The sequence below is a fragment of the Actinomyces sp. Z16 genome (assembly GCF_003111765.1).
Lineage (GTDB): Bacteria > Actinomycetota > Actinomycetes > Actinomycetales > Actinomycetaceae > Actinomyces > Actinomyces glycerinitolerans.
Map to the genome: position 1 here is coordinate 1,246,372 of NZ_CP027862.1, position 20,539 is coordinate 1,266,910.

General features: G+C 66.3%; 14 protein-coding genes. 10 read left to right on the plus strand and 4 right to left on the minus strand.

The window, feature by feature from the left end:
- Position 1 precedes the first annotated feature (1 nt).
- The 3 genes from C3B71_RS05175 to C3B71_RS05185 all read left to right on the plus strand — a co-directional run bounded on the left by C3B71_RS05175 (position 2) and on the right by C3B71_RS05185 (position 3,399).
- A complete protein-coding gene (locus tag C3B71_RS05175) occupies positions 2-1,009 on the plus strand; it encodes a Gfo/Idh/MocA family protein (protein ID WP_108966568.1) in 1,008 nt (335 codons plus the stop codon).
- Entirely contained in the window at positions 1,006-2,259 is a 1,254-nt protein-coding gene (locus tag C3B71_RS05180) for a glycosyltransferase family 4 protein (protein ID WP_108966570.1), read from the plus strand. Before C3B71_RS05175 ends, C3B71_RS05180 begins: the two co-directional genes overlap by 4 nt.
- A gap of 135 nt (positions 2,260-2,394) precedes the next feature.
- On the plus strand, positions 2,395-3,399 hold the full coding sequence (locus C3B71_RS05185) for a hypothetical protein (protein WP_108966572.1): 1,005 nt from the start codon (positions 2,395-2,397) through the stop codon (positions 3,397-3,399).
- 94 nt (positions 3,400-3,493) lie between these two features.
- On the opposite strand, the gene C3B71_RS15855 is transcribed toward C3B71_RS05185, so the two are convergent.
- Together C3B71_RS15855 and C3B71_RS05190 are read right to left on the minus strand one after the other, a co-directional pair.
- The gene (locus C3B71_RS15855) at positions 3,494-4,780 is read right to left on the minus strand and encodes a S1 family peptidase (protein ID WP_146752363.1); all 1,287 of its coding nucleotides are present in this window, start codon (positions 4,778-4,780) and stop codon (positions 3,494-3,496) included.
- Positions 4,781-4,987: 207 nt separating this feature from the next.
- Positions 4,988-6,490, minus strand: a complete 1,503-nt coding sequence (locus C3B71_RS05190) for an asparagine synthase-related protein (protein ID WP_234416110.1) — start codon at positions 6,488-6,490, stop codon at positions 4,988-4,990.
- Positions 6,491-6,753: 263 nt separating this feature from the next.
- On the opposite strand from C3B71_RS05190, the gene C3B71_RS05195 reads away from it, so the two are divergent.
- The 4 genes from C3B71_RS05195 to C3B71_RS05210 all read left to right on the plus strand — a co-directional run bounded on the left by C3B71_RS05195 (position 6,754) and on the right by C3B71_RS05210 (position 12,666).
- Positions 6,754-8,001: a lipopolysaccharide biosynthesis protein gene (locus C3B71_RS05195; protein WP_108966576.1), complete on the plus strand. Its 1,248-nt coding sequence runs from the start codon at positions 6,754-6,756 to the stop codon at positions 7,999-8,001.
- A gap of 88 nt (positions 8,002-8,089) precedes the next feature.
- Positions 8,090-9,373: a glycosyltransferase gene (locus tag C3B71_RS05200; RefSeq protein ID WP_159097647.1), complete on the plus strand. Its 1,284-nt coding sequence runs from the start codon at positions 8,090-8,092 to the stop codon at positions 9,371-9,373.
- A 299-nt stretch (positions 9,374-9,672) separates the two neighbouring features.
- Positions 9,673-10,494, plus strand: coding sequence for a glycosyltransferase (locus C3B71_RS05205; RefSeq protein WP_234416112.1), 822 nt, complete (start codon positions 9,673-9,675; stop codon positions 10,492-10,494).
- A gap of 111 nt (positions 10,495-10,605) precedes the next feature.
- On the plus strand, positions 10,606-12,666 hold the full coding sequence (locus C3B71_RS05210; RefSeq protein WP_159097648.1) for a DUF6541 family protein: 2,061 nt from the start codon (positions 10,606-10,608) through the stop codon (positions 12,664-12,666).
- Here the strand turns inward: C3B71_RS05210 and wecB are convergent.
- Both wecB and C3B71_RS05220 read right to left on the minus strand, forming a co-directional pair.
- Positions 12,663-13,739, minus strand: a complete 1,077-nt coding sequence (gene wecB, locus C3B71_RS05215) for a non-hydrolyzing UDP-N-acetylglucosamine 2-epimerase (RefSeq protein ID WP_108966584.1) — start codon at positions 13,737-13,739, stop codon at positions 12,663-12,665. The two genes, C3B71_RS05210 and wecB, sit on opposite strands and share 4 nt — an antisense overlap.
- 20 nt (positions 13,740-13,759) lie before the next feature.
- On the minus strand, positions 13,760-14,914 hold the full coding sequence (locus C3B71_RS05220; protein WP_108966586.1) for a glycosyltransferase: 1,155 nt from the start codon (positions 14,912-14,914) through the stop codon (positions 13,760-13,762).
- Positions 14,915-15,014: 100 nt separating this feature from the next.
- On the opposite strand from C3B71_RS05220, the gene C3B71_RS05225 reads away from it, so the two are divergent.
- Genes C3B71_RS05225 through C3B71_RS05235 form a run of 3 tightly spaced genes read left to right on the plus strand, consistent with a single transcriptional unit; the run spans position 15,015 to position 20,503 of the window.
- Positions 15,015-16,310 carry a nucleotide sugar dehydrogenase gene (locus C3B71_RS05225; protein ID WP_108966588.1) on the plus strand — a complete coding sequence of 432 codons (1,296 nt, stop codon included), beginning with the start codon at positions 15,015-15,017 and terminating at the stop codon, positions 16,308-16,310.
- On the plus strand, positions 16,307-18,373 hold the full coding sequence (locus C3B71_RS05230) for a DUF6541 family protein (protein ID WP_108966591.1): 2,067 nt from the start codon (positions 16,307-16,309) through the stop codon (positions 18,371-18,373). Before C3B71_RS05225 ends, C3B71_RS05230 begins: the two co-directional genes overlap by 4 nt.
- Positions 18,374-18,379: 6 nt before the next feature.
- Positions 18,380-20,503, plus strand: a complete 2,124-nt coding sequence (locus C3B71_RS05235) for a DUF6541 family protein (protein ID WP_146752409.1) — start codon at positions 18,380-18,382, stop codon at positions 20,501-20,503.
- The last annotated feature ends 36 nt before the right edge of the window (positions 20,504-20,539 follow it).

Genomic DNA, 20,539 nt, shown 5'->3' on the forward strand with positions numbered 1-20,539 from the left:
GATGAGCGAGAACGCCACCACCGCCGCTCCGCTGCGCCTGGGCCTGATCGGCCTGGGCTCCATGGGCCGCCACCACGCCCGGGTCATCCGCGCCACCGAGGGCGTGGATCTGGTGGCCGTGGCCGACCCGGGCGGCGACCGCTTCGGCGTCGCCGGGGACCTGGAAGTGCTGCCGGATGTGCACGCCCTCATCGACGCCGGCCTGGATGCCGCCATGGTCGCCGTCCCCACCGTCTTCCACGAGGAGGTCGCCCTGGCCCTCGCGGAGGCGGGCGTTCCCACCATGGTGGAGAAGCCCATCGCCCACTCCGTCGAGGCCGGCGAGCGGGTGCGCGACGCCTTCGTGTCCCGCGGCCTGGTGGGTGCCGTCGGCTATGTGGAGCGCTGCAACCCGGCCCTGCGGGCGCTGCGGGAGCGGCTCGACGCCGGCGAGCTGGGCCAGGTCTACCAGGTGCTCACCCGCCGCCAGGGCCCCTTCCCGGCGCGCATCAGCGACGTGGGCGTGGTCAAGGACCTGGCCACCCACGACGTCGACCTGACCGCCTGGGTGGCGGGCTCGCCGTACGTGTCCATCAGCGCCCAGGTGGCCCACCGCTCCGGCCGGGAGAACGAGGACATGGTGGTCGCCTCCGGACGGTTGGCCAGCGGCGTGATCGTCTCCCACGTGGTCAACTGGCTGACCCCCTTCAAGGAGCGCGTCACCATCGTCACCGGGGAGAAAGGCGCCTTCGTGGCGGATACCCTTACCGGCGACCTGACCTTCTACGCCAACGGGACCGTCACCTCAGACTGGGACCAGGTCGCCAACTTCCGCGGTGTCACCGAGGGCGACGTCATCCGCTACGCCATCCCCAAGCGTGAGCCGCTGGCCCTGGAACAGGAGCGCTTCCGCGACGCCGTGCGCGGCGTGGGCAGTGAACACGTCACCATGGCCGAGGGCGTCAACACACTGCGGGTGGTTGAGGCGGTGCTCACCTCCGCGGCCGAGGGCCGCACCGTGCAGCTGTGAACCGCCGCCTGCTCGCCCTGGCCGCCGCGGGTGCGGGCACCGCCCTCGCGGCCGCCGCACTGCGCGCCCGCCCGCGCGGTGGCCGCCCCCGGGTGGTGCTGGCCACCCGCCTGTACGCCCCCGAACCGGCCGCCGCCGCGCTGCGACTGAGCGGACTGGCCCGCGCCCTGGCCGACGTCGGCGCGCAGGTGACCGTGCTGACCTCCACCCCGCCGGGCATGGACACGCCCGCCGACCCCGGCGTGACGGTGCGCTCCGCCCCGGCCCTGCGCGACAAGAGTGGCTACATCCGCGGCTACGCCCAGTACCTCAGCTTCGACATCCCGCTCGCGGCGCGGCTGCTGGCCGGGCCCGCGCCGAACCTGATCGTCGCCGAGCCACCGCCAACAACCGGGGCGGTGGTGCGCGTGGCCGCCGCCCTGCGCGGTGCCCCCTACGCCTACTACGCCGCCGACGTGTGGTCCGACGCCGCCGCCTCCACCGGCGCCCCCGGCTGGGTGGTCGGTGCCCTGCGGTGCGTGGAGGGCCTGGTGCTGCGTGGCGCCCGCACCGTGCTGGCCGTCAACGACGGCGTGGCCGAGCGGGTGCGGGAACTGGGCGCCCGCGCGGTGACCGTGGTGCCCAACGGCATCGACACCGACGTGTTCACCCCGGCTGGGCCGCGCGCCGCCGACGCACCAGCGGCGCCGTACTTCCTGTACGCCGGCACCGCCTCGGAGTGGCAGGGGGCGGGCGTATTCATCGAGGCGTTGCGCCTGGTGCACCGGGAGGAGCCCGAGGCCAGGCTGGTGTTCCTGGGGCAGGGCAGCGACTGGCAGGCGTTGAAGGACCTGGCGGGCGGGGACGCGCGCGTGGAGTTTCACGACCTGGTGCCGGCCGCGCAGGCCGCCACCTGGCAGCGCGGGGCGGTGGCCTCGGTGGTGTCCATTCGCCCGGGGCTTGGCTACGACTTCGCCTACCCGACCAAGATCTTCGCCGCCCTGGCCTGCGGCACGCCGGTGGTCTACGCCGGACCCGGGCCGGCGCGCACGGACCTGCCCGCCAACGCCCTGGGCTGGGCGAGCGACTACGACGTCGAGCAGGTCGCCGGCGCCATGCTGGCCGCCCTGGAAGCGGCCCGTGCGGGTGACTCGCAGCGGGCCGAGGCGGTGCAGCGCCGTCGGGAGTGGGTCATGCGGCACCGCTCCATGCAGGCCGCCCTGCGCGACGCCGCCGAGGTGTTGCTGGCCGAGGCGTCGGTGGCGGACTGACACACGACTTTGTGCTCTGATACGAGCTTTTGCACCCTGGTGTACGCCTATTTGCCGCACACCAGGGTGCAAAAGCTCGCAGTGGGCTGTGGCGTCAGATCTCGCAGACCCTTCGTGACATGTGAGAATGGCCCGGTGAAGGTCCTCCACGTCAACGACGTCGCTCGCATCGGAAGTGCCTTGGTGCGCCAGGCCCGCAGCATTGGCCTTGACTGGAGCCTGTACGACACTGCTCGGGTGGATCCGCAATGGTCTGCGCGTACCCGCACACTGCGTCGCGCCCTGCGAGGTGCCGCCTGGGAGGCCGGACTGCTTCGTCGGGCGCTACCCGCTGACCTCCTGGACGTGCACGGCGCCACCGTGACCGCACACACGCGGTGGTTGCGGCGTCCCTACGTGCTGCACCTGCACGGCACGGATATCCGTGTGCGTCGCTACGAATCGTCGTACACCGCGCTGGTTGAGCGTGCCGTGCGGGAAGCCAGAGACGTGTACTACACCACTCCGGACCTGGCCGAGCACGTCCTCGATCTCGCTCCTGCCGCCACGCTGCAGCCGGTCATCGTGGATATCCGTGAGCTTCCCGTCGTCACCGAGAAAGCTGGGAATCGGCCCCGGGTCTTGTTCCCCTCACGCTGGGACGTTGCCAAGGGTGGCGCCACGCAGCTGAACTTGCTGGCATCACTGCGCGAGGAATTTGGGGATAACGTCGAGCTGGAGGGCCTGGACTGGGGTGAGAACGCGTCAACCGCTGCGCAGGACTACGGGGTGGTGCTACGCCCCCGCATGAGCCACCGCGATTACGCGCGGTGGCTGGGCACCGGCACTCTCGCCGTGGGACAGATGACCGGGTACATGAGCATTTCCGAGCTCGAAGTGATCGCCACGGGGACGACGACGGTCATGGCATTGAACTCGCGCTGGTACGACGGCGCCCATCCGACGACGCGTGACGTGCCGGTTCTGGGCGGGCCCACAGAACCTGAACGGCTGCTAGAGACCACTGTGGAGGGCGTACGGCAGGCACTCGACGGCGCGCGCGTGAATGGAGGCCGCGAATGGGTCGCGGCCAACCATTCGCCTGCTCGCGCCGTCGAACGGCTCCAGGAGCGTTTATTAACTCGGTTAGGGGGCGGATGACAAACAAAACGGTGTTCATTTGGTCGACCAGCGTACGAAACGCTGTGGGGACTGCAGCCCCGTAGTGCAGAAAGTGGAAGTCTGTACGACACTTCTAGCGGATTGCCCCATCGTCATCGTAGATCGGGGAGATGCCGTCTGCAGTAACTGCTTTTCTGGATGGGTAGAACCAGTTTCTGTACACTCCGTCTCTAGTTCCACTGCCGCTATGGATCCCGTAGGCGCTGTTACCATAGAACCAGGGTCCGCCGCTATCGCCGTCTTTAGAGCCGGTGTGACTATCGGTCATTGCAAGCTTGCAGTATTCGCCCTCGTCGGAGTAAGTAATGCAGGCTGAAACGTAGACAACCGTAGTGCAACCCGTTCCGTTGCCGGTGGTGGCCCCGAAGCGGCAGACCTTGGTTCCAACCTTTAGTACCGGATGTGCCTTTACGGCACGGTAGGTGCCCCACTGGTAGCGGAACCTGCCGTTGACGGCCTCACGTGCGCGGTGCCATTGCATATCCCCGTTTAGATGACGCTTTTCCTTGGTAGCTGAGTAGAGCCGGTTGCCCTGATCAACAGTGAGGTCATTCTGACAGTGTCCGGCAGTCAACAGCCCGCTGTGTCCTCCAGACTTCGCGGGGAAAGCGGCAGTGCAATGGTGTGTAGTGGTATTGGTAATCGTTAGCTTATCTCCCCCGTTGACAGCCTGGTCTTCGGCCTCGAGTGTCGTGTCTACCTCGAACGAGATCTGTGGACTAGAGTTTGTCGTCGGGTCGAGAGTATCCCCTGGGGCTCCTGGGCTTGCGACTGTGTCGCGGGGCTGTGATTCCTCTACTATTCTTTGGACCTCGGACGTTGCTTCGGATTGAACGGTGTCCGATGCAGCGATGGTCGTTTCTCCACTGACGGGTGAAACCTGAACCAAGAATGCTGCGTCTTCAGGGAGGCCGTCTTCAACTGCGTCCGATATCTCCTCCATGAGCTCGTCGGCTTCGTGTGCGGTGTACACGCCGTCTTCGCTGAGCGTCACCCCCTCGACTGCGCGGATTCGTGACGCATCCTCTTCCGGAATAGGTTCGGTGAAGACTACATAGGCGGTGCCGTCGCCATTGAAGCCGGCTTCCGCGAAAATATCCTCATGCTTTAATATCACAGGGTCTACGGTCTCGTTGACAAGATCTTGAAATGCGATATCTTCGAGAATCTCGTTTTCTGACTGCTCGCTGGTCTGAGCGTCGAAAGCCGCGTCCTCAGCTGCTGCTTCAGATACTGACCCGCGGTCGCTGTTGTCGCTCGGCTGACCGAGAGCAGGTGCCCCTATCCCTATCGAAAGGGAAAGCGTCAGCAATGCGAGTGATGCTCGGCGCGAGGTGAATTGCCGTATGGGACGTGACATTGCGCTCTCCTTATCGAGGGCGTTGCAGGGTTTGTCTGTTGGGGCGTTCAGTGACACCCCGGTGTGAGGAGCGTAACTCGACTATGACAGATGTGGTCGCGATGCGACGCGAAAGTGATGCATGTCACACGTATGGGTGGTGAGTAGCCGTTCGGGCTGATCTCATGCCTCGGACATGTTTTCAGCTTTCCCTTGCAGTCCAGTTGGTCATGGGGCCGGCACTAGGTCAGCGCCCCACTGGTTGTCCAGGAACAGACGGGTCCAGATCCCCAGTGTGGTGTTGCCCGCAGCGAAGCGTCGTGCCTGTTCGATGCGCGGAATACTCGCCGAGAAGGCCTCGAACGCCATGGGATGATCCAGCATCGTGCGTACCGAGCGGCTGCGGGAGAGCAGGCGATCTCCGCCTGTGGCACGCATGGCGGACTGCAATACGCGCTTGGGCGTTGCCGGAAGGGATATGCTCGCGGCCAGGTAGAGTTCCTGGTCTTGACCCGTCATAGTCGCGTAGTGCTGGGCGATGTATCGCGCATACCAGTCGCGAGTCGCGGTCAACTCCTCTGAACCACGTAGCCAGCAGTCCCAGACCTCGGAGTCGAGCATGGGCAGCGCCCAGTCGTAGCCGAAGAACTCGTAAGACTTTGTGGAGTTGTTGATGTACTTGGCTTGACGCTCCCTGGCGTTGAACCAGCTCATCAGTCCCTGTACGCCGCGCTCGCCGGTCAGTGGAGTCTCCTTCTCGCAGCGCAGAATCTCCTCACGCAGCAGTGGCAGGTGCCGCCAGGCGGTGGAGCTGCCTTGGACTGCGGCGTGGTTGCGGGCGATCGCGGTGAGCACCTCAGACCGGGAGGGTGTGGAGGTCAACAGGTCGCGGGCTCCGCCGAACCGTCTGGGAAGTGCGTAACCGGGGCGTAGGACCGCAGCGAAGCCGGGGAGCAGCACGGCGTCGTCGGCGATAAGGGATCGTTCACGGATTGAGGTCAGGGCGTACCAGTCCTGCACGTGGGGGAGGGACGTCATCCCCCACGTGGCAGCCTGAAAAACCGCAGCCTGAGTGGTTGCCCACCGGCGTGCGACCTCCCCGGGGTCAAGATCGATGGAGAACCAGTCGATCCCCAGGGCATCGGCGACATTGCGGGAGATTCCGGTCTCGCGCGCGCCCGGCTTGCCGTAGGTGAAAGCGACGACACGTGGTGCCTTCAGCCGCTTGAGCCAGATGGCGAGCAGGCGCGAATCCAGACCACCGGACAGAGGTATTACCAGTTGGCGATCACCCGCGTACTCGAGTAAACGGCCTACCGTCCGATCCATGGCCTCGTCGTATGCGGCGGCGTAGTCGGCCTCCGAGGTGATCGGGTCGTTGCTGTAACGGTAGGAGTCCCACAGCGTGCTCTCCCAGGTTCCGTCCGGATGCAGGTGCACGGTCGATGCGGCCGGGGTGGCATGCACGCCGCGTACCAAGGTGCGGTTGCCGACGACGAAACCGGTGTGGAGGAACACATCCGCCGCCTCATCATCACGCCTCCACGAGGCTAGGTGCCGACGGAGTCGCTCAGGATCGTCGCTGACGATCCAGGTGTCGCCCGCACGCGCGAACAGCAGGTGGTGGGAGCGGGTGTGGTCGGTATCGATGCGCAGATCGTCTCCCTGTCGGGAGACAACGGTCCACTGGCCGCGCCGGTCCGCGGGCGCCGCGGTGACAAGCGCATCCACAGACGTCACATCGGCGTACCAGTTCCTCAATGGGCGCCAAAGCCACGCATCCCCAGAAGCCGCATGCGACCACCGGGTGGAGACGAGATCAAGATGGACGCCGTCCATGGGACTCCTAACGAGATTCGTGTAAAGAGACGGGGAGGGGGCGGCATGAGTACCCGGGGCCCTGCGCGTTCGCCGCCATGCGGGCCGCGTGGTTCAATACCCGTATGGTACAGCGGCTGAGGGATCGGTGGGCGTCATTGAAGGCTGGGAGCCCCGTGCTCGGCGCCATTCTGACGCTGGTCTCTGGGACGGCGACCGCTCAGGGCGTCACCTTTCTCCTGCAGATCTTCATCGCCAGGGTGTACTCGGACACGGACAAGGGTCTGTTCGGGATTTACGGCTCCATCACTGGATTCGTCATCACCTTTGCCGCCCTGCGCTTCGACCTGACCGTCATCCTTCCCAAGGATGACCGGTCGGCGAAGGTCCTGGCGCGGCTTTCGCGGCGCTGCATCGTCATCAGCTCACTGCTGACTTCCCTGGCCTGCATGATCGGGGCGAGGCTCTTGCGGGATCACTACCACCATTCCGGCCAGCTCATGTGGTGGCTGATCGCTTCCGGCATCACGGTGTTCTTCGTTGCCCAGATCGCCAACGTACAGTACTGGCTGACCCGTAAAGGACGCTTCGGGGACATTGCACGCAACCGGGTGTTCCAGTCGACGGCCGTTGCCGGCTGCCAGTTGCTGGTCGGTGTCGTGTTGCACGGGGGACTGTCCGCGATCATCATTGGCACGATCGCTGGTCAGTTGCTTACCTTGATCTCGTTGGAGCGCCGGGTGCCCGAGCTACATGGCCCGAAGGACCCGCAGGCACCGTCCATGCGCCAGATGATGCGACGCTACTGGAAGATGCCACTGCTGAACGGCCCCAACGTCTTCGTCGACTCGGTACGAAACAACGGCATTAACCTTATTATCGGTGCGGCTTCGGTGGCTGCACTCGGTCAATTCCAACTGGCCTGGAACATCATGCAGGTGCCGGTCGCCCTGATCGCCGGCTCGGTGTCCCAGGTATTCTTGAAGAAACTCTCCGATGCGCCTCCCGGAACCATGCTGCCGCTGGTGCGGTCGGTATTGTGGCGCGCCTTCTTGGCCGCGATCGTGCCCTTCGCCTTGTTGTACGTACTGGCTCCCTGGCTGTTCCCACTGCTGTTCGGAGCCACATGGGATGATGCCGGGTACTACGCTCGAGCGCTCACGCCCTGGCTGTTCATGAACGTGCTCACCTCGCCGATCTCGAACATCTTCGTGGTCACCGAGCAGCAGAGCCGCCTGCTGCTCTTCGCCGTCGTATACTGCGCCGTGCCGCTGACATGGTTGTGGCTCAGCCCACTGCCGATCATGCGGACCGTGTTCGTGCTGGGGATGCTGATGGCCTTGATGCTGGTCGGCATGCTATGTATGGCGTTGCTGACAGCCCGCCAGTACGACCGCAGCGGCCGACGCGACGATGGTCAATGATGGATCTACCGACTCGCTCTCGTGGCATATGCGAGAATGCAGCCGCGGCCCACGGTCGCACCACGCCGTCGCACGGAGAGGGAATAGCGTGAAGAAGTCGCCCGTTCCACTGGTCGTCTTCACCGACAACTACCCCTTCGACGTCGGTGAGGAGTTCTTCGAGCAGGAGATCGGCTACCTGGCTGAGTGTTTCGAAGAGATCTGGGTCGTGCCGATGCGCAGCGGTGTCGGTGTGGCGAAGACCCGCCGGATGCCCCGGAACGTTTCTGCGGTGTTGCTGCCCCTGGATGAGGAACGCCCCTGGAAACAACGCGTAGCCGGCTATCTGCCCCGGCTACTGGCGGGACCCGGACGTATCGAGCTTGGAAACACTCGCCGATCTGCCGCCTGTGTGGTGCGCGAGCTCCACTTCGCCGTGGACGTGCTGCACCGCTTCGACCGGTTTACCCGTACGCGACTGTACCGGGAACGGCTTGCGGGGCGGCCGCTGCTTGCATACGGCTACTGGCTGTACTACGGAGCCGGGCTGGCACAGCTGCTACGCGCCACTCATGACGCGCCTGTCATCGCCGTCTCCCGTGCCCACGCATACGACGTTAACGAGGCATACAAGCCTCAGGGCCATCTGCCTGGGCGCCGGCGGCTGGTCGGAGGGTTGGACGAGATCTACCCAATCTCCCGTTATGCCGCCTCGTTCCTGGCCCCCTACCATCATGAAGACAGCGCCCACATCGAGATCCGTCACTTGGGGGTGCCTGCCAGCGCTGGTGGTGAGTGTGTGCGTGAGCCTGTTCACCTCGTCAGTTGCTCGCACCTGGCCCCGTACAAGCGGATAGACCGACTCGCTGACGCTGTGGGGGTACTCAGCGGGGCGGATAGGCACGTGCGATGGACCCATATCGGCGAGCGGAACGAGGGCAGGCTCGCTGACATGCGTGAGTACGCCGCTCGCGTCGCGCCCCGGGCTCAGATCGAGTTCCTGGGCTACCAGCCCAACGATCGCACGCGCGCACTGCTCGAGACGGCCGGCTACACGATGTTGGTGAACACCTCCTCCGGGGAGGGGGTGCCGGTGTCGGTCATGGAAGCGATGGCGGCTGGACTACCGGTCGTCGCCACCGATGTGGGCGGCACCAATGAGATCGTGCACGACGGCGTCAATGGGCGGCTCGTAGCAGGTGACGCGACCGGTGCCGATGTTGCCCGTGCGATAGCCGAGGTCGCGGACGCTCCGGCCGAGGAATTCAGTCGGATGCGGGAACAGGCGCGGCGCACTTGGGACCAGGAGTTCAATGCCGACCGGCAGTACACCGGTATGGCGCAGCGACTGGTCGAGCTTGCCAGCGGGCTCGAACGGGAGACGGCCGCATGAGTGTGGATGGGCGAGGACAGTGGATGGTTTTTCATGCTCCCTACCCGCTTGACCCCGACCCGACTTCGGCGTCCCGACTGCGTCCGCTGCGCATGCGGGAAGCGTTTGCACAGATTGGCTATGAGGTTTTTGACCTCTCTGGCTCGGTACGACAGCGGGGCGGGGCGTTCGCCGCTCTGCGCAAGCGAATCGCCGCCGGTAACCGACCTGCCTTCCTGTACAGCGAGAACTCCACCCAGCCCAACGTGTTGGCCACAAGTGTACGCACCGGGTTAGCCCCACTGCTTGACTACCGAATCATGCGCACCATGCACCGTGCGGGTGTGCCCGTAGGAGTGTTCTACCGGGATGTGTACTGGCGCGTACCGACCGCTGAGACACGCACACCCTACGGCCGGATCGCGAACGCCCTCCAACGCGGTGACCTGTACGGCTACCGCCGTAATCGGGTGCACTTTTTCCTGCCGTCTGTGCCAATGTCTGAGCTGGTCGGCCTGGGGCCCGGTGACTCCTTCTCATCGCTCCCGCCTGGCGGGGAAGCCGGGCGTGCCCTCCCACTGCCGGACGCGGCAGGCGGCCTACGCCTCGTGTACGTGGGTGGCTTGGGCTCGCACTACGATCTGACGGCGTTCGTCGCTGCCGTGGCCGCAACCCCGAACGTTGGCCTTGAACTAGTGACGCGTGCCTCACAGTGGCAGGCAGCTGTGGCCCAGAACCCAGTTCTCCTGGGCGACTCGATTACTGTGCGGCATCTGTCTTCGTCGGAGCTTGAGCCGGTGTACGCCCGCTCGCACGTCGGCGTACTCGCAGTCAAGCCCTCCAAATACCGGGATATTGCGGTACCCGTCAAACTCTTCGAGTACCTTTCGTTTGGCAGACCAGTCATAGCCACGTGTGGAACCGAGGCCGGCAGGATCATTGATGCTAACGGCGCGGGGTGGGTGGTCGATTACAACCCCGATGCCTTCGCCGCACTGCTGCTCCACTTGACGCACGCACCCGAGGAAGTCGAGGAGAAAGCGGCAGCGGCCCGCGCAGTCGCGCGAGAGAGCACCTGGGCGGATCGCGCGCGGGCGGTGGCGTTGACCTTAACCGGGCAAAGCCCGGAGGTACTGACCTGATTCGGTCGCGAACACTCCCGTGGCTGTCGGAATCCCGAGAGAGAGTTATTGATGTCACTTCTTGTGCCGTGGCTACACTGTGCGGGATACGCGCTGGAACTACTCGCGCTGGTGTTCATCCCCGGCCTCGCCATGCTTAGCGTATTGGGATACCGAGGATTGCTGCCAGTCGCGGCAGCACCACCAGTGACCTTCGCCGTGGTGGCGTTATTGGGTCAGGTGTATGCCTGGATAGGGCTGCGCTACTCGCTTGGGTCTCTGTCCGTGGGACTTGTCGTCTGCCTGGTGCTTACCTGGTGTATCTCGCGTCTTGTACTGGGAAGGCTCCCGGCTCCTTTACCGAGAGAACTGTCCCGGCGACGGCGAGGCACCGTCTTCCTGTCATTCTTTGTTGCCGTCGGAGCAGGCGTCCTAATCGCGCTGCCGATCCTCAGGCAGTGGGATCCCGAGTTGCCGGCTCAGCAGATCGACTCGGTATTTCACTACAACCTGGCCTGGACGATTACGCAGACCGGCGACGCTTCATTGCTCACCGGAGCTTCCTGGTCGTTCTCGCTGCGCGCTATCCCCGCGTACTACCCACTTGTGTGGCACGCCATCGTGGCGGCTATCGCTGGCCCTGCGCGCATAGTTGCCGTGACGAACACCCTGGTGTCTTTAACTCCAATCATCTGGGTCCTCGGAATCGCGGCACTCGCGCATGAGGCGTTCCCGACCTCTAGATGGGCCCCCGCGGTCGCGTCGCTGACCGTGACGCTGTTGCCTGCCTACCCGGTCTACATGCTTGCCTACCGGCAGCTGTGGCCCAACGCACTGGGGTACGCGGTGCTGCCGGCGATGTTGGCGTTGCTGTGCCGCGCGATGCGACTGCTCAGCGTAACCGGCGTTGCGGGACGTCGCCGGGCCACGATTGCGTTAGGCGTCTTCGCTGCCGCCCTCCTGGGTGCGATTGCCACGTACCCCTCGGCAGTTTTCTCGGTTCTGCTCACGGGGCTGCCACTGCTGTACGGCATAGTGAAGGCGACTGTGGCGTTCGTGTCGCGTCGCCTTGGACGCGAGCGAACGGCGGCGTTGGTAGCGGGTACAGGCGCAGTGGTGTTGCTACTCGCGGCCGCCATGCTCGTCCTCGAGCCTGGGGTAATTGCGCGCCTGGGCCGTGACGGCTATGCGGGCTTGACGAATGTACCTCGACGCCTGCGTGCTTTGCTCACGCTTTGGCCTCTGGGTGGTGCTGGACTTGGGTACAAGACGGCACTGTCGCTCCAGCTGGTGCTGATCGTCTCGGGCCTGGTGGTTACCGTGCGTCGTCAGCAATGGCGATGGATCACCTGGGCCTGGTTACTGCCAATGATCCTGCTGACGGCGTCCTACCTGCCGTTAGGCCCACTCACAGCAGCGACGGGACTGTGGTACAACGACCCGTACCGCATCATTCCTCTTGTCATGCCGGCGATCTCGCTGCTGGCGGCGGCAAGTGTGGATTGGCTGCTGAGTGTGGTCAGGGTGTGCGCGCCTGCTTGGCATGTCCGTCCGGCTCAAGAGGCGACTGCGGCTGCCTGCGTGTTGATTCTGTTCGCGGGAGGTATTGGCGCTGACTCAGCCCGTAGCAATGCGGCCGTGTCCTCCTATGTCTCGGGAAGCATTACACCGGTGCACACGTTGGAGGTGGATGAGGTGGAGATGATCCGTTCATTGCGCGATCACACGGACGCTTCCCTCATGGTGCTTGGCGACCCCGCCGCAGGGGCGGCCTATGTAGAGGTCCTGGCCGGTCTGCGCTCGGTGTTCCCCCACTTGACCTTCCGTTCATTGGACTGGGACGCCCAGTATCTGGCCCAGCACTTCTCGGCTATTGACAAGGACCCGAAGGTCTGCGAACTCGTGCGGCACTACCGAGTGGGGTACTACTACTCGGACGACGCCGGCACGGTGGCGGGGATTGATGTGACCGAGCGCGCACCCGGGCTGTACGGGGTGGATACGTCCGGTGGGTTTGAACTAGTCGCTAGCGCGGGAACTGCCTCCGTATGGCGTATCACCGCCTGCGGAGATCTGGCACCTGCCTCCGCTCGTGATCCTTGGGGGCTCAGTACCCCTTACGAACCCCTGTATGGCCCCGACGGTGCGGCAAACACTTTCGATGAGAATGGCGAACTCATACCGGAGAATTAGACGCCTGTCATGTGGTTTTCCAAGGCCTGCACAACGTTGGCTGCGGCGTGTCCGTCGCCGTACGGGGCCGCGTCGGTATCTTGTGGCCGACGGCGCTGGGCGGCGGCCACAAGTTCCGGACCAGGTTCCACAAGTACGTTCCAACCAAGTTTCACGGTCTCGACCCATTCGGTCTGTGGGCGCACGGTGGTTGTTGGGATTCTGAGGAGGAATGCCTCCTTCTGAAGGCCGCCGGAGTCCGTAATCACGCCACGCGCGTGCATCACCGAGGCGATGAGGTCCGGATAGGCAAGTGGGCGGTGAGAACGCAGCGAGCCACGGTCGATCGAGATCCCAGCGGCCTCGCATTTTGCGACTAGCCTGGGGTGCGCGAGCAACACAACCGGATGATCAACCGCTCCCAGCGAGTCGAGTACCGTGTTGAGAATCGCTGGATCGTCGGTGTTGTCCGGACGGTGGATTGTCGCCACGGAGTACCCTCCCTCGGCCAGCCCCAACTCATCCATGATGACGCAGCCGGGCCGTGCGGCGACCTCGTCGCGCACTCGGTAGAGCACATCGGTCATGACATCTCCCACCAGCACCGCCCGGGATGCCAGCCCCTCCTCGGCAAGGTGATCCATGCCCACCTGAGTTGGGGCGAGCAGGAGATCGGATGCGTGATCGGTGAGAACTCGGTTGATCTCCTCGGGCATGCGCCGGTTGAAGGAACGCAGCCCGGCTTCAAGGTGCGCGACCGGTATGTGCATCTTGACCGCGGCAAGTGCCGCAGCGAGAGTCGAGTTGGTGTCACCGTAGACGAGCACCCAGTCGGGGTGGTCATCCTCCAGCACTCCGTCGAGGGCGGCCAGCATCGCACCGGTCTGGCGTCCGTGAGTGCCTGAGCCCACGCCCAAATGATGGTCCGGGGTCGAGATGCCCAGGTCGGAGAAGAAGACGTCGGAGAGCATCGGGTCGTAGTGCTGACCCGTGTGGACGATGACGTGCTCGATGTCAGCCGCCTTGAAGGCGCGGTCTATCGGCGCGAGTTTAACGAACTGCGGACGGGCACCAACTACGGACATGACTCGCATGGCATGATCTCCTGTGACTATTAGGCGACGGGGCTGGTGAGTTCGCGAACGATTGTATGGACGACCTGTTTCTCATGCTCGAAGCTCAGTTCTTGAGCGGCCAGGTCGGTTGCCTGCTTGTAGCGGGAAACTGCATCCGGTGTCAGAGTGCTCAGCGTAGCCACGATGTCTGACAGGTCGTTTCCTCCTGAGATTACTCCGATCCCGTAACTGTCGACCACGCGTGCCATTTCGACTGCGGGGCCGACTGCCACGGCAAGACGTGCCTGAATGAAATCAAAGATCTTGTTAGGCAGTGCCAGGCGCGCATTGGTATTGAACGGAGGGATCCAGTAGACGCCGACGTCGTACTGATTCAGGGTTGCCGGCAATTCGTTGGGGGTCACCGGCTCGTGGAAGATGACCCGGTCGCATCCTGACGCCCGTTTCTTGAGCGCGGACAGGTAAGCACCGTTGTCTCCTCCGGGAACGAGGTAAAGATCGAGAGTGAATCGATCCCCAAGCTGCTTGACGGCGTCAATCATCGCCTCGATGTTGCGGCCCGCGACGGCTCCGCCGGAGTGCACCAGCCGAAGTGAGCCGTCCGAACTCATGGGGGAGGGGGACAGGTCTGCGTAGGGCGCAGCGTTGCGCACCAGCCTAGGGCTAACGCCATAGTGCTGTTGATATAGGTCCGCGATCTCGGCACCGACGGTCGTCACGGCCGCACAGCGCGGAAGATATGTCCGGCAGATGTGGTCCATGAGAGGGGCTACGAGCAGACGCCAACTGGTCACATGGGTGCGTTCCTCGGGTGCCCATTCGTGCATGTCCGCCCAGATCGGTGCGCCGTGGGCCACGGCGAAGGCGGTGGGGATTGCGCGTGCGTCGTTGGCGACGACCATGTCGAAGCGGGCGTCGCCCAACAGTCGTATCGCCGCGCGCGCCGCGGGGGCGGCCGTTTCGGCGGAGCGCAGGCGGCGGGTGGCCAGTTTCAGCACGCCGGACGGGGTCTGTGGCAGGGAGGGCGCGGAATCTGGAATCTGCAAGTGATTGGTTACATGCGGTGGTGTGGGACCGTATCCCACACTTGTGACCTGGCCGATCTCGGCCAGCGCGCTGATTTCGCGCAGAACCCGCGCATCGCGGGCGATCGGGGAGAAGGAGATCACGAGGATAGCGGGATGGCGTCTCACAGGGGCATCCTAAATCAGCTGTCTTGCGCTTGATGGTCGATGGGCCGACGTCGATGGCCTACGATGGCGTGACCGAAGGTTTGTTGAGGAAGGAATCTGCATGCGCATCGCCGTCGTCGCCCTGGGAAAGATCGGTCTGCCCCTGGCGGTCCAGTACGCCGGAAAGGGCCACGAGGTCATCGGCGTGGACGTCAACCCCGCCACCGTAGAAGCCGTAAACGCCGCCCGCGAGCCCTTCCCCGGTGAGGCCGAGCTCGCCGACCGGCTGGCCCGGCTGGTGCCCGCCGGGGCGCTGCGCGCCACCACCGACTACGCCGAGGCCATCCCGGGCGCCGACGCCGTGGTGCTGGTGGTGCCGCTGTTCGTCAACGATGAGACCTGGGAGCCGGACTTCGAGTGGATGGACGCCGCCACGCGTTCCCTCGCCGAGCACCTGACCCCCGGCACCCTGGTCTCCTACGAGACCACCCTGCCGGTCGGCACCACCCGCGGGCGCTGGAAGCCGCTGATGGAGGAGATCAGCGGGCTGAAGGAGGGGGAGGACTTCCACCTGGTCTTCAGCCCCGAGCGTGTGCTCACCGGGCGGGTCTTCGCCGACCTGCGCCGCTACCCCAAGCTGGTGGGCGGCCTGAACCAGGCCGGCACCGAGGCCGGTATCCGCTTCTACGAGCAGGTTCTCGACTTCGATGAGCGCACCGACCTGCCCCACCCCAACGGCGTGTGGGACATGGGTACTGCCGAGGCCGCCGAGATGGCCAAGCTCGCCGAGACCACCTACCGGGACGTCAACATCGGTCTGGCCAACCAGTTCGCCGTCTACGCCGACAAGGCCGGCTTCGACATCCAGCGCGTCATCGACGCCTGCAACTCCCAGCCCTACTCCCACATCCACCGGCCCGGCATCGCCGTGGGCGGCCACTGCATCCCCGTCTACCCGCGCCTGTACCTGTCCACCGACCCGGACGCCTCGATCGTGCGCACCGCCCGCTCCTTCAACGCCACCATGCCGCAGTACGTGGTCGACCGCGCGGTGGAGGTGCTCGGCAGCCTCGAGGGGATGCGCGTGGTGGTGCTGGGCGCCTCCTACCGCGGCAAGGTGAAGGAGACCGCCTTCTCCGGCGTGTTTCCCACGGTCGAGGCGCTGCGCGCCAAGGGCGCGCAGGTGCTGGTCCACGACCCCATGTACACCGACGCCGAGCTGGCCGGCTTCGGCTGGGACGCCTACCACCTCGGCGACGCCGTCGACGTCGCCATCGTCCAGGCCGACCACCCCGAGTACGCCACCCTGGCCCCCGCGGACCTGCCCGGCGTGCGGCTGCTGCTCGACGGCCGCCGCGTCACCGACCCCGCCCTCTGGGCGGGCACCCCCCGCCTGACCATCGGCGGGGGCAAGTGACCTGGCTCCAGGCACTGCCCGCAGCCGCCTTCCTTCTAGCTTTCCTGCTCGCCCCCGGCTACCTGGTGGGGCGGGCCTTCGGCCTGGCACGACTGCAGTCCCTCGGGGCGGCCCCGGCCATGGCCGCCGCCGCCGTCGGAGCCCTGACCGTCCTGTACCGCTGGGGCGGGGTGCCCTGGCGTACGGGCACCGCTCTCGCCGGCACGCTGGCGCTGCTGGCGGCCTGCCTGGCCGGGGCCGCCGCGGCCCGCGCGTGGGCGCGCCGCCGCCACGGCCATCCGCCGGCGGCGGGTTCCGGCTGGGAGCGCCTGCGCGCCCGGCTGCGGCCACCCGCCGTGGGGCCGGGGCCGTGGTGGCCGCTGGGCGGGGCCCTGGGACTGGCTGCCGCCCTGTCCGGGCGGGCGGTGGTCACCGGCATCGGACCGGCGGATCAACCCATGCAGGCCTCCGACGGCGTCTGGCACCTGAACGCGGCCGCCTACGTGCGTGACCTCGCCGATGCCTACCCGATCGGTGCGCTCGCCCCCATGTACTGGGGGGAGGTCCACTACTACCCGACCGGTTGGCACGCCCTGAACGCGATCGTGCCCGCGCCCGTTGCGGTGTCCGCCAACCTCACCGTGCTGGTCGGGCTCGCCGTGGTCTGGCCGCTGGGCTGCGCCTCCCTGCTGTCGGCCCTGTTCAGCGCGCCCTCGCGGCGCATCCGAGACGCCCTGCCGCTGCTGACCGGCATCGTCGCCTCCACCATCGCCACCGGCCCCTTCGTGCTCATGTCGATCCTGTGGCCCTACGGGTGGGCGGTGTGCCTGCTGCCCGGGGCGGTGTCGCTGGTGATGGTGGCCCGGCCGCGCCGGGGAGAGCGCCGCGCGGCCGCCTCCCGGGTCGGTGGCTGGCTGGCCGCCGGCTTCGCCTGCCTGGGACTGGTGGCGGTGCACGGCGCCTCCGCGTTCAACCTGGCGGTCATCGGCGTGCCCGCGCTGCTGGTGGTGGGGCTGGTGGCGATCACGCAGCGCTGGCGCGCCGGAAACCGCCAGCGGATGATCATCATGGCCCTGGCCGGCCTGGTTGTGCTGGCGGTGGCCCTGGGCGTGATTGGCTTCTGGGACCAGCTGCGGATGCTGTTCACCTACCACCGGCCGAGTGCGAATGCGGTGGCGGTGCTGCGTGAGGCCTTCCACGACTCGGCCATGACCCGGGCCATCCGCGACGGCGGCTGGGGCGGGGCCAGCCTGACCGTGGTCGCGGCCGTCGGAGTGGTCGTCTCCGTGGTTCGACGCCGGCATCGCTGGGCGATCCTCACCGCTGTGCTCGCCGTGCTGCTGATGGTCGCCTCCGTGTACACGGATGGTCCGCTGCGCGTGTTCGCCTCGCCCTGGTATTTGCAGCGCGCCCGGATCATGCCGCTGTTCGAGATCGCCGTCCTGGTGCTGGCGGTGACCGCGCTGGAGGGGTTAGGGGACTCGGCGCGGGGGCGCCGCGCGGCGCTGCTCGCCTCCCCGCAGCCGAACCGTGCCGACTGGGGATTGCGCGCGGCGGCGGCGCTGCTCGCCGTGAGTACGGTCGCCCTTGGCGGCGCCGCGGTCGCCCGCTCGGGCTTTCACCACTACGTAATCGCCTTCTCCTACCAGCCGACGATCAGCCGCTGGCCGATGATGCTGTCCGAGGAGGAGATCGACTTCATCCGCGCGTCCGCGGACCTGCTACCCGAGGACGCGGTGGTGCTCGGTCAGCCCACCAATGGTTCGGCCTACTACTGGTCACTGACCGGCACCGACGTGGTTTACCCGACCCTGCGCCGCTATGCCGAAGCGGACCGCCGCATCGTGGCTCGGCACGCGGACGAGATCTTTGACGATCCGCAGGTGTGCGCCGCCCTGGACCGGCTGGGTGCCCACTACTACTACACCGACGACGACCCCACCGAGGGCGGCGCCCCCGGCGGTGCGGAGACGCCACGCTGGCCCAACCAGCTCGACGAGCTGCCGCGCGAGGCGTTGATGCGGGTGGCGACCGACGGCGACCACACACTGTGGTTGATCAGTGCCTGTGGCTGGGACCAGTAAGTCGGCGTGGCACTCGGTGCATCTGGTTTCATGGTGCCGATGTATGCGAGCTTGAGCATGACGGCGAGCGCGGCGTCCAGTTCCCCGGCCCTTCTGCCCGGGGTGGCCGTCGTCGCGCTCATCCTGCTGCTGCCCGGCTGGGTCGTGGCCCGGGCCGCCCGGCTGAATGCGTCGGCGGCCCTGGCACTCGCCCCGGCACTCGGCTGTGCGATCGCCGGGACGGCAGAGATCCTTGCCCAGGTTGTAGGCGCGCCCTGGTGCCCGTGGGGGTGGGGATTCATCGCCGCCCTGACTGCGCTGGTCGCCGTGGTGGCGCGCCTGCTCGCCGGCCGCGGTGAGGCTGTGGGCCGACGGCTTGGCGCTTCCCGGGCGGACCGCATGATCCTGGGGAGCGGCCTGGCTGTGGCCGTGGCCGTACCGGCGCTGGTATTTCTCACTACCCTGCCTGGTGCGGACTACCCGGCCCAGGCCTTCGACGCCGTCTTCCACCTGAGTGCCGTGGCCACAATTCGGGAAGGCGGCAATGCCTCCATGCTCGGCGGCCTCGCCGACCTGTATGGCGGCCGGGCGGTCTACTACCCGACGGTCTGGCACGGAGTCGTCGCCCTTGCTCCCGGCGGTGCAGTGGCCGCAACCAACGCTGCTGTTCTGGCGGTACTGTCTCTAGTCTGGCCGCTGGCTGCCTTCGGGATGCTGGCACAGCTAACTGGGCCGGGCACAGCAACTGACATCGAGGCCGGGCCCGACGGGGATTGTCTCCGGGCGGTTGCCATAGCCGTAACGGTGGCCCTGTCAGCGGGGCTGGTGGCTTTCGCGCTACTGCCCATGACCGCGCTGGCGGTGTGGCCCTATGCACTCAGCGTGCTGGGCCTGCCGGGGGTGATGGTGGTCATGGAGGTGCTGCGCATCGATACCGCCCAGTCGCCGCGCCGGCGGGCGGTGGCTTGGCTGCTGCTCGTAGGCGCCTGCGGTGGCGTGATGGCCGCACACGGCACCGGATTGTTCAATCTGATGGTGCTAGGACTTCCGTTCGCAGCGGGTGCGCTTGGCAGGCTGCGTCACCTACACGGACGGGCACGGGCGTGGTTGCTCGGCGGGGGAGCGGTCGGCGTGCTGATACTGGCGGCCGCTGCCTGGCTGCTGCGCAGTTCGCTGGCCTCCGTCATGGGCTACCGGCGCCCGGCCGGCGGGCCGGCGGGCGCTGCGGGCACGCTGTTGCAGGCGCTGGCAGACCTACCCATGTACGGCTCCTACGCCGGCGCCCTGATCCCCACGGGCGCGGTCTTCGGTGCACTCGTGATCGTGGGTGCCTGGAAGGGACGGCGCGATCGGCGGCTGCGCCCCTGGCTGGCGGCGTGGCTACTGGCGCTGGCACTCGTCGTGATGGTCGGGGGACCGCAGTGGGCGGGTCGTCAGCTCGGTTCACCCTGGTACCTGCAGAAGGCACGTATCGCCCCATTGGTGCTGCTGCCGGCACTGGTCCTGGCCAGTGGCGCGGTGCAGGCCCTGGCGGCCCGGTTGCTCCAACAGCGCACAGCGCAGTGGCGACGGGCGGGCGCGGTCGCACTGGTGCTGCTGGCGACGGTGCCGGTGTTGACGCGGATACCGTTGGAGCGTGCACTCGTCGCCTCGATCTACGATCCGAAACGCATCCAGTACGGCACCCTGGTCACCCCCGACGAGATCTCCCTGTTTGAACGGGCGACAGCGGTGCTGCCGGACGACGCCGTCGTGGTTGGCGCACCGTCATTGGGCGGCGCCTACCTGTGGTCGCTGGGAGGTGTGCACGTGGCCTACCCGATGCGGGCGGCCCCCACGAAGAACACGCCCCAAGCGGAATTGCTTGAGGCTTGGCCCGAGTTGGACCACCACACATGCGAGGTGCTTGACGAACTTGGCGCCGAGTTCTTCTTCATCAATACCGACGCGACGGCTTCCGGATCCGTGACCGGTGCGGCCCCGCTTCGCTGGGACGCCCCGCTGGCGCAGGTTCCTGACACCGGGCTCGAACTGGTGGACTCGGAGGGCGCGGCGCAGATCTGGCGCATCACCGGCTGTGAAGGTGATGCGCCAGGAAGTGATACCGCCACGTCATCGGCCTCTCGTGTCTCGTCGTTCAAAAGGTCGTGACGCGTCGTGGGAACATCCTGGACAGTGGCCGTGCTG

Bases quoted from the DNA above. Each gene is read 5' to 3' on its own strand.
- C3B71_RS05175 (WP_108966568.1), top strand. From the start codon at position 2: ATGAGCGAGAACGCCACCACCGCCGCTCCGCTGCGCCTGGGCCTGATC.
- C3B71_RS15855 (WP_146752363.1), bottom strand. From the start codon at position 4,780: ATGTCACGTCCCATACGGCAATTCACCTCGCGCCGAGCATCACTCGCA.
- C3B71_RS05205 (WP_234416112.1), top strand. From the start codon at position 9,673: ATGCGCACCATGCACCGTGCGGGTGTGCCCGTAGGAGTGTTCTACCGG.
- wecB (WP_108966584.1), bottom strand. From the start codon at position 13,739: ATGCGAGTCATGTCCGTAGTTGGTGCCCGTCCGCAGTTCGTTAAACTC.
- C3B71_RS05225 (WP_108966588.1), top strand. From the start codon at position 15,015: ATGCGCATCGCCGTCGTCGCCCTGGGAAAGATCGGTCTGCCCCTGGCG.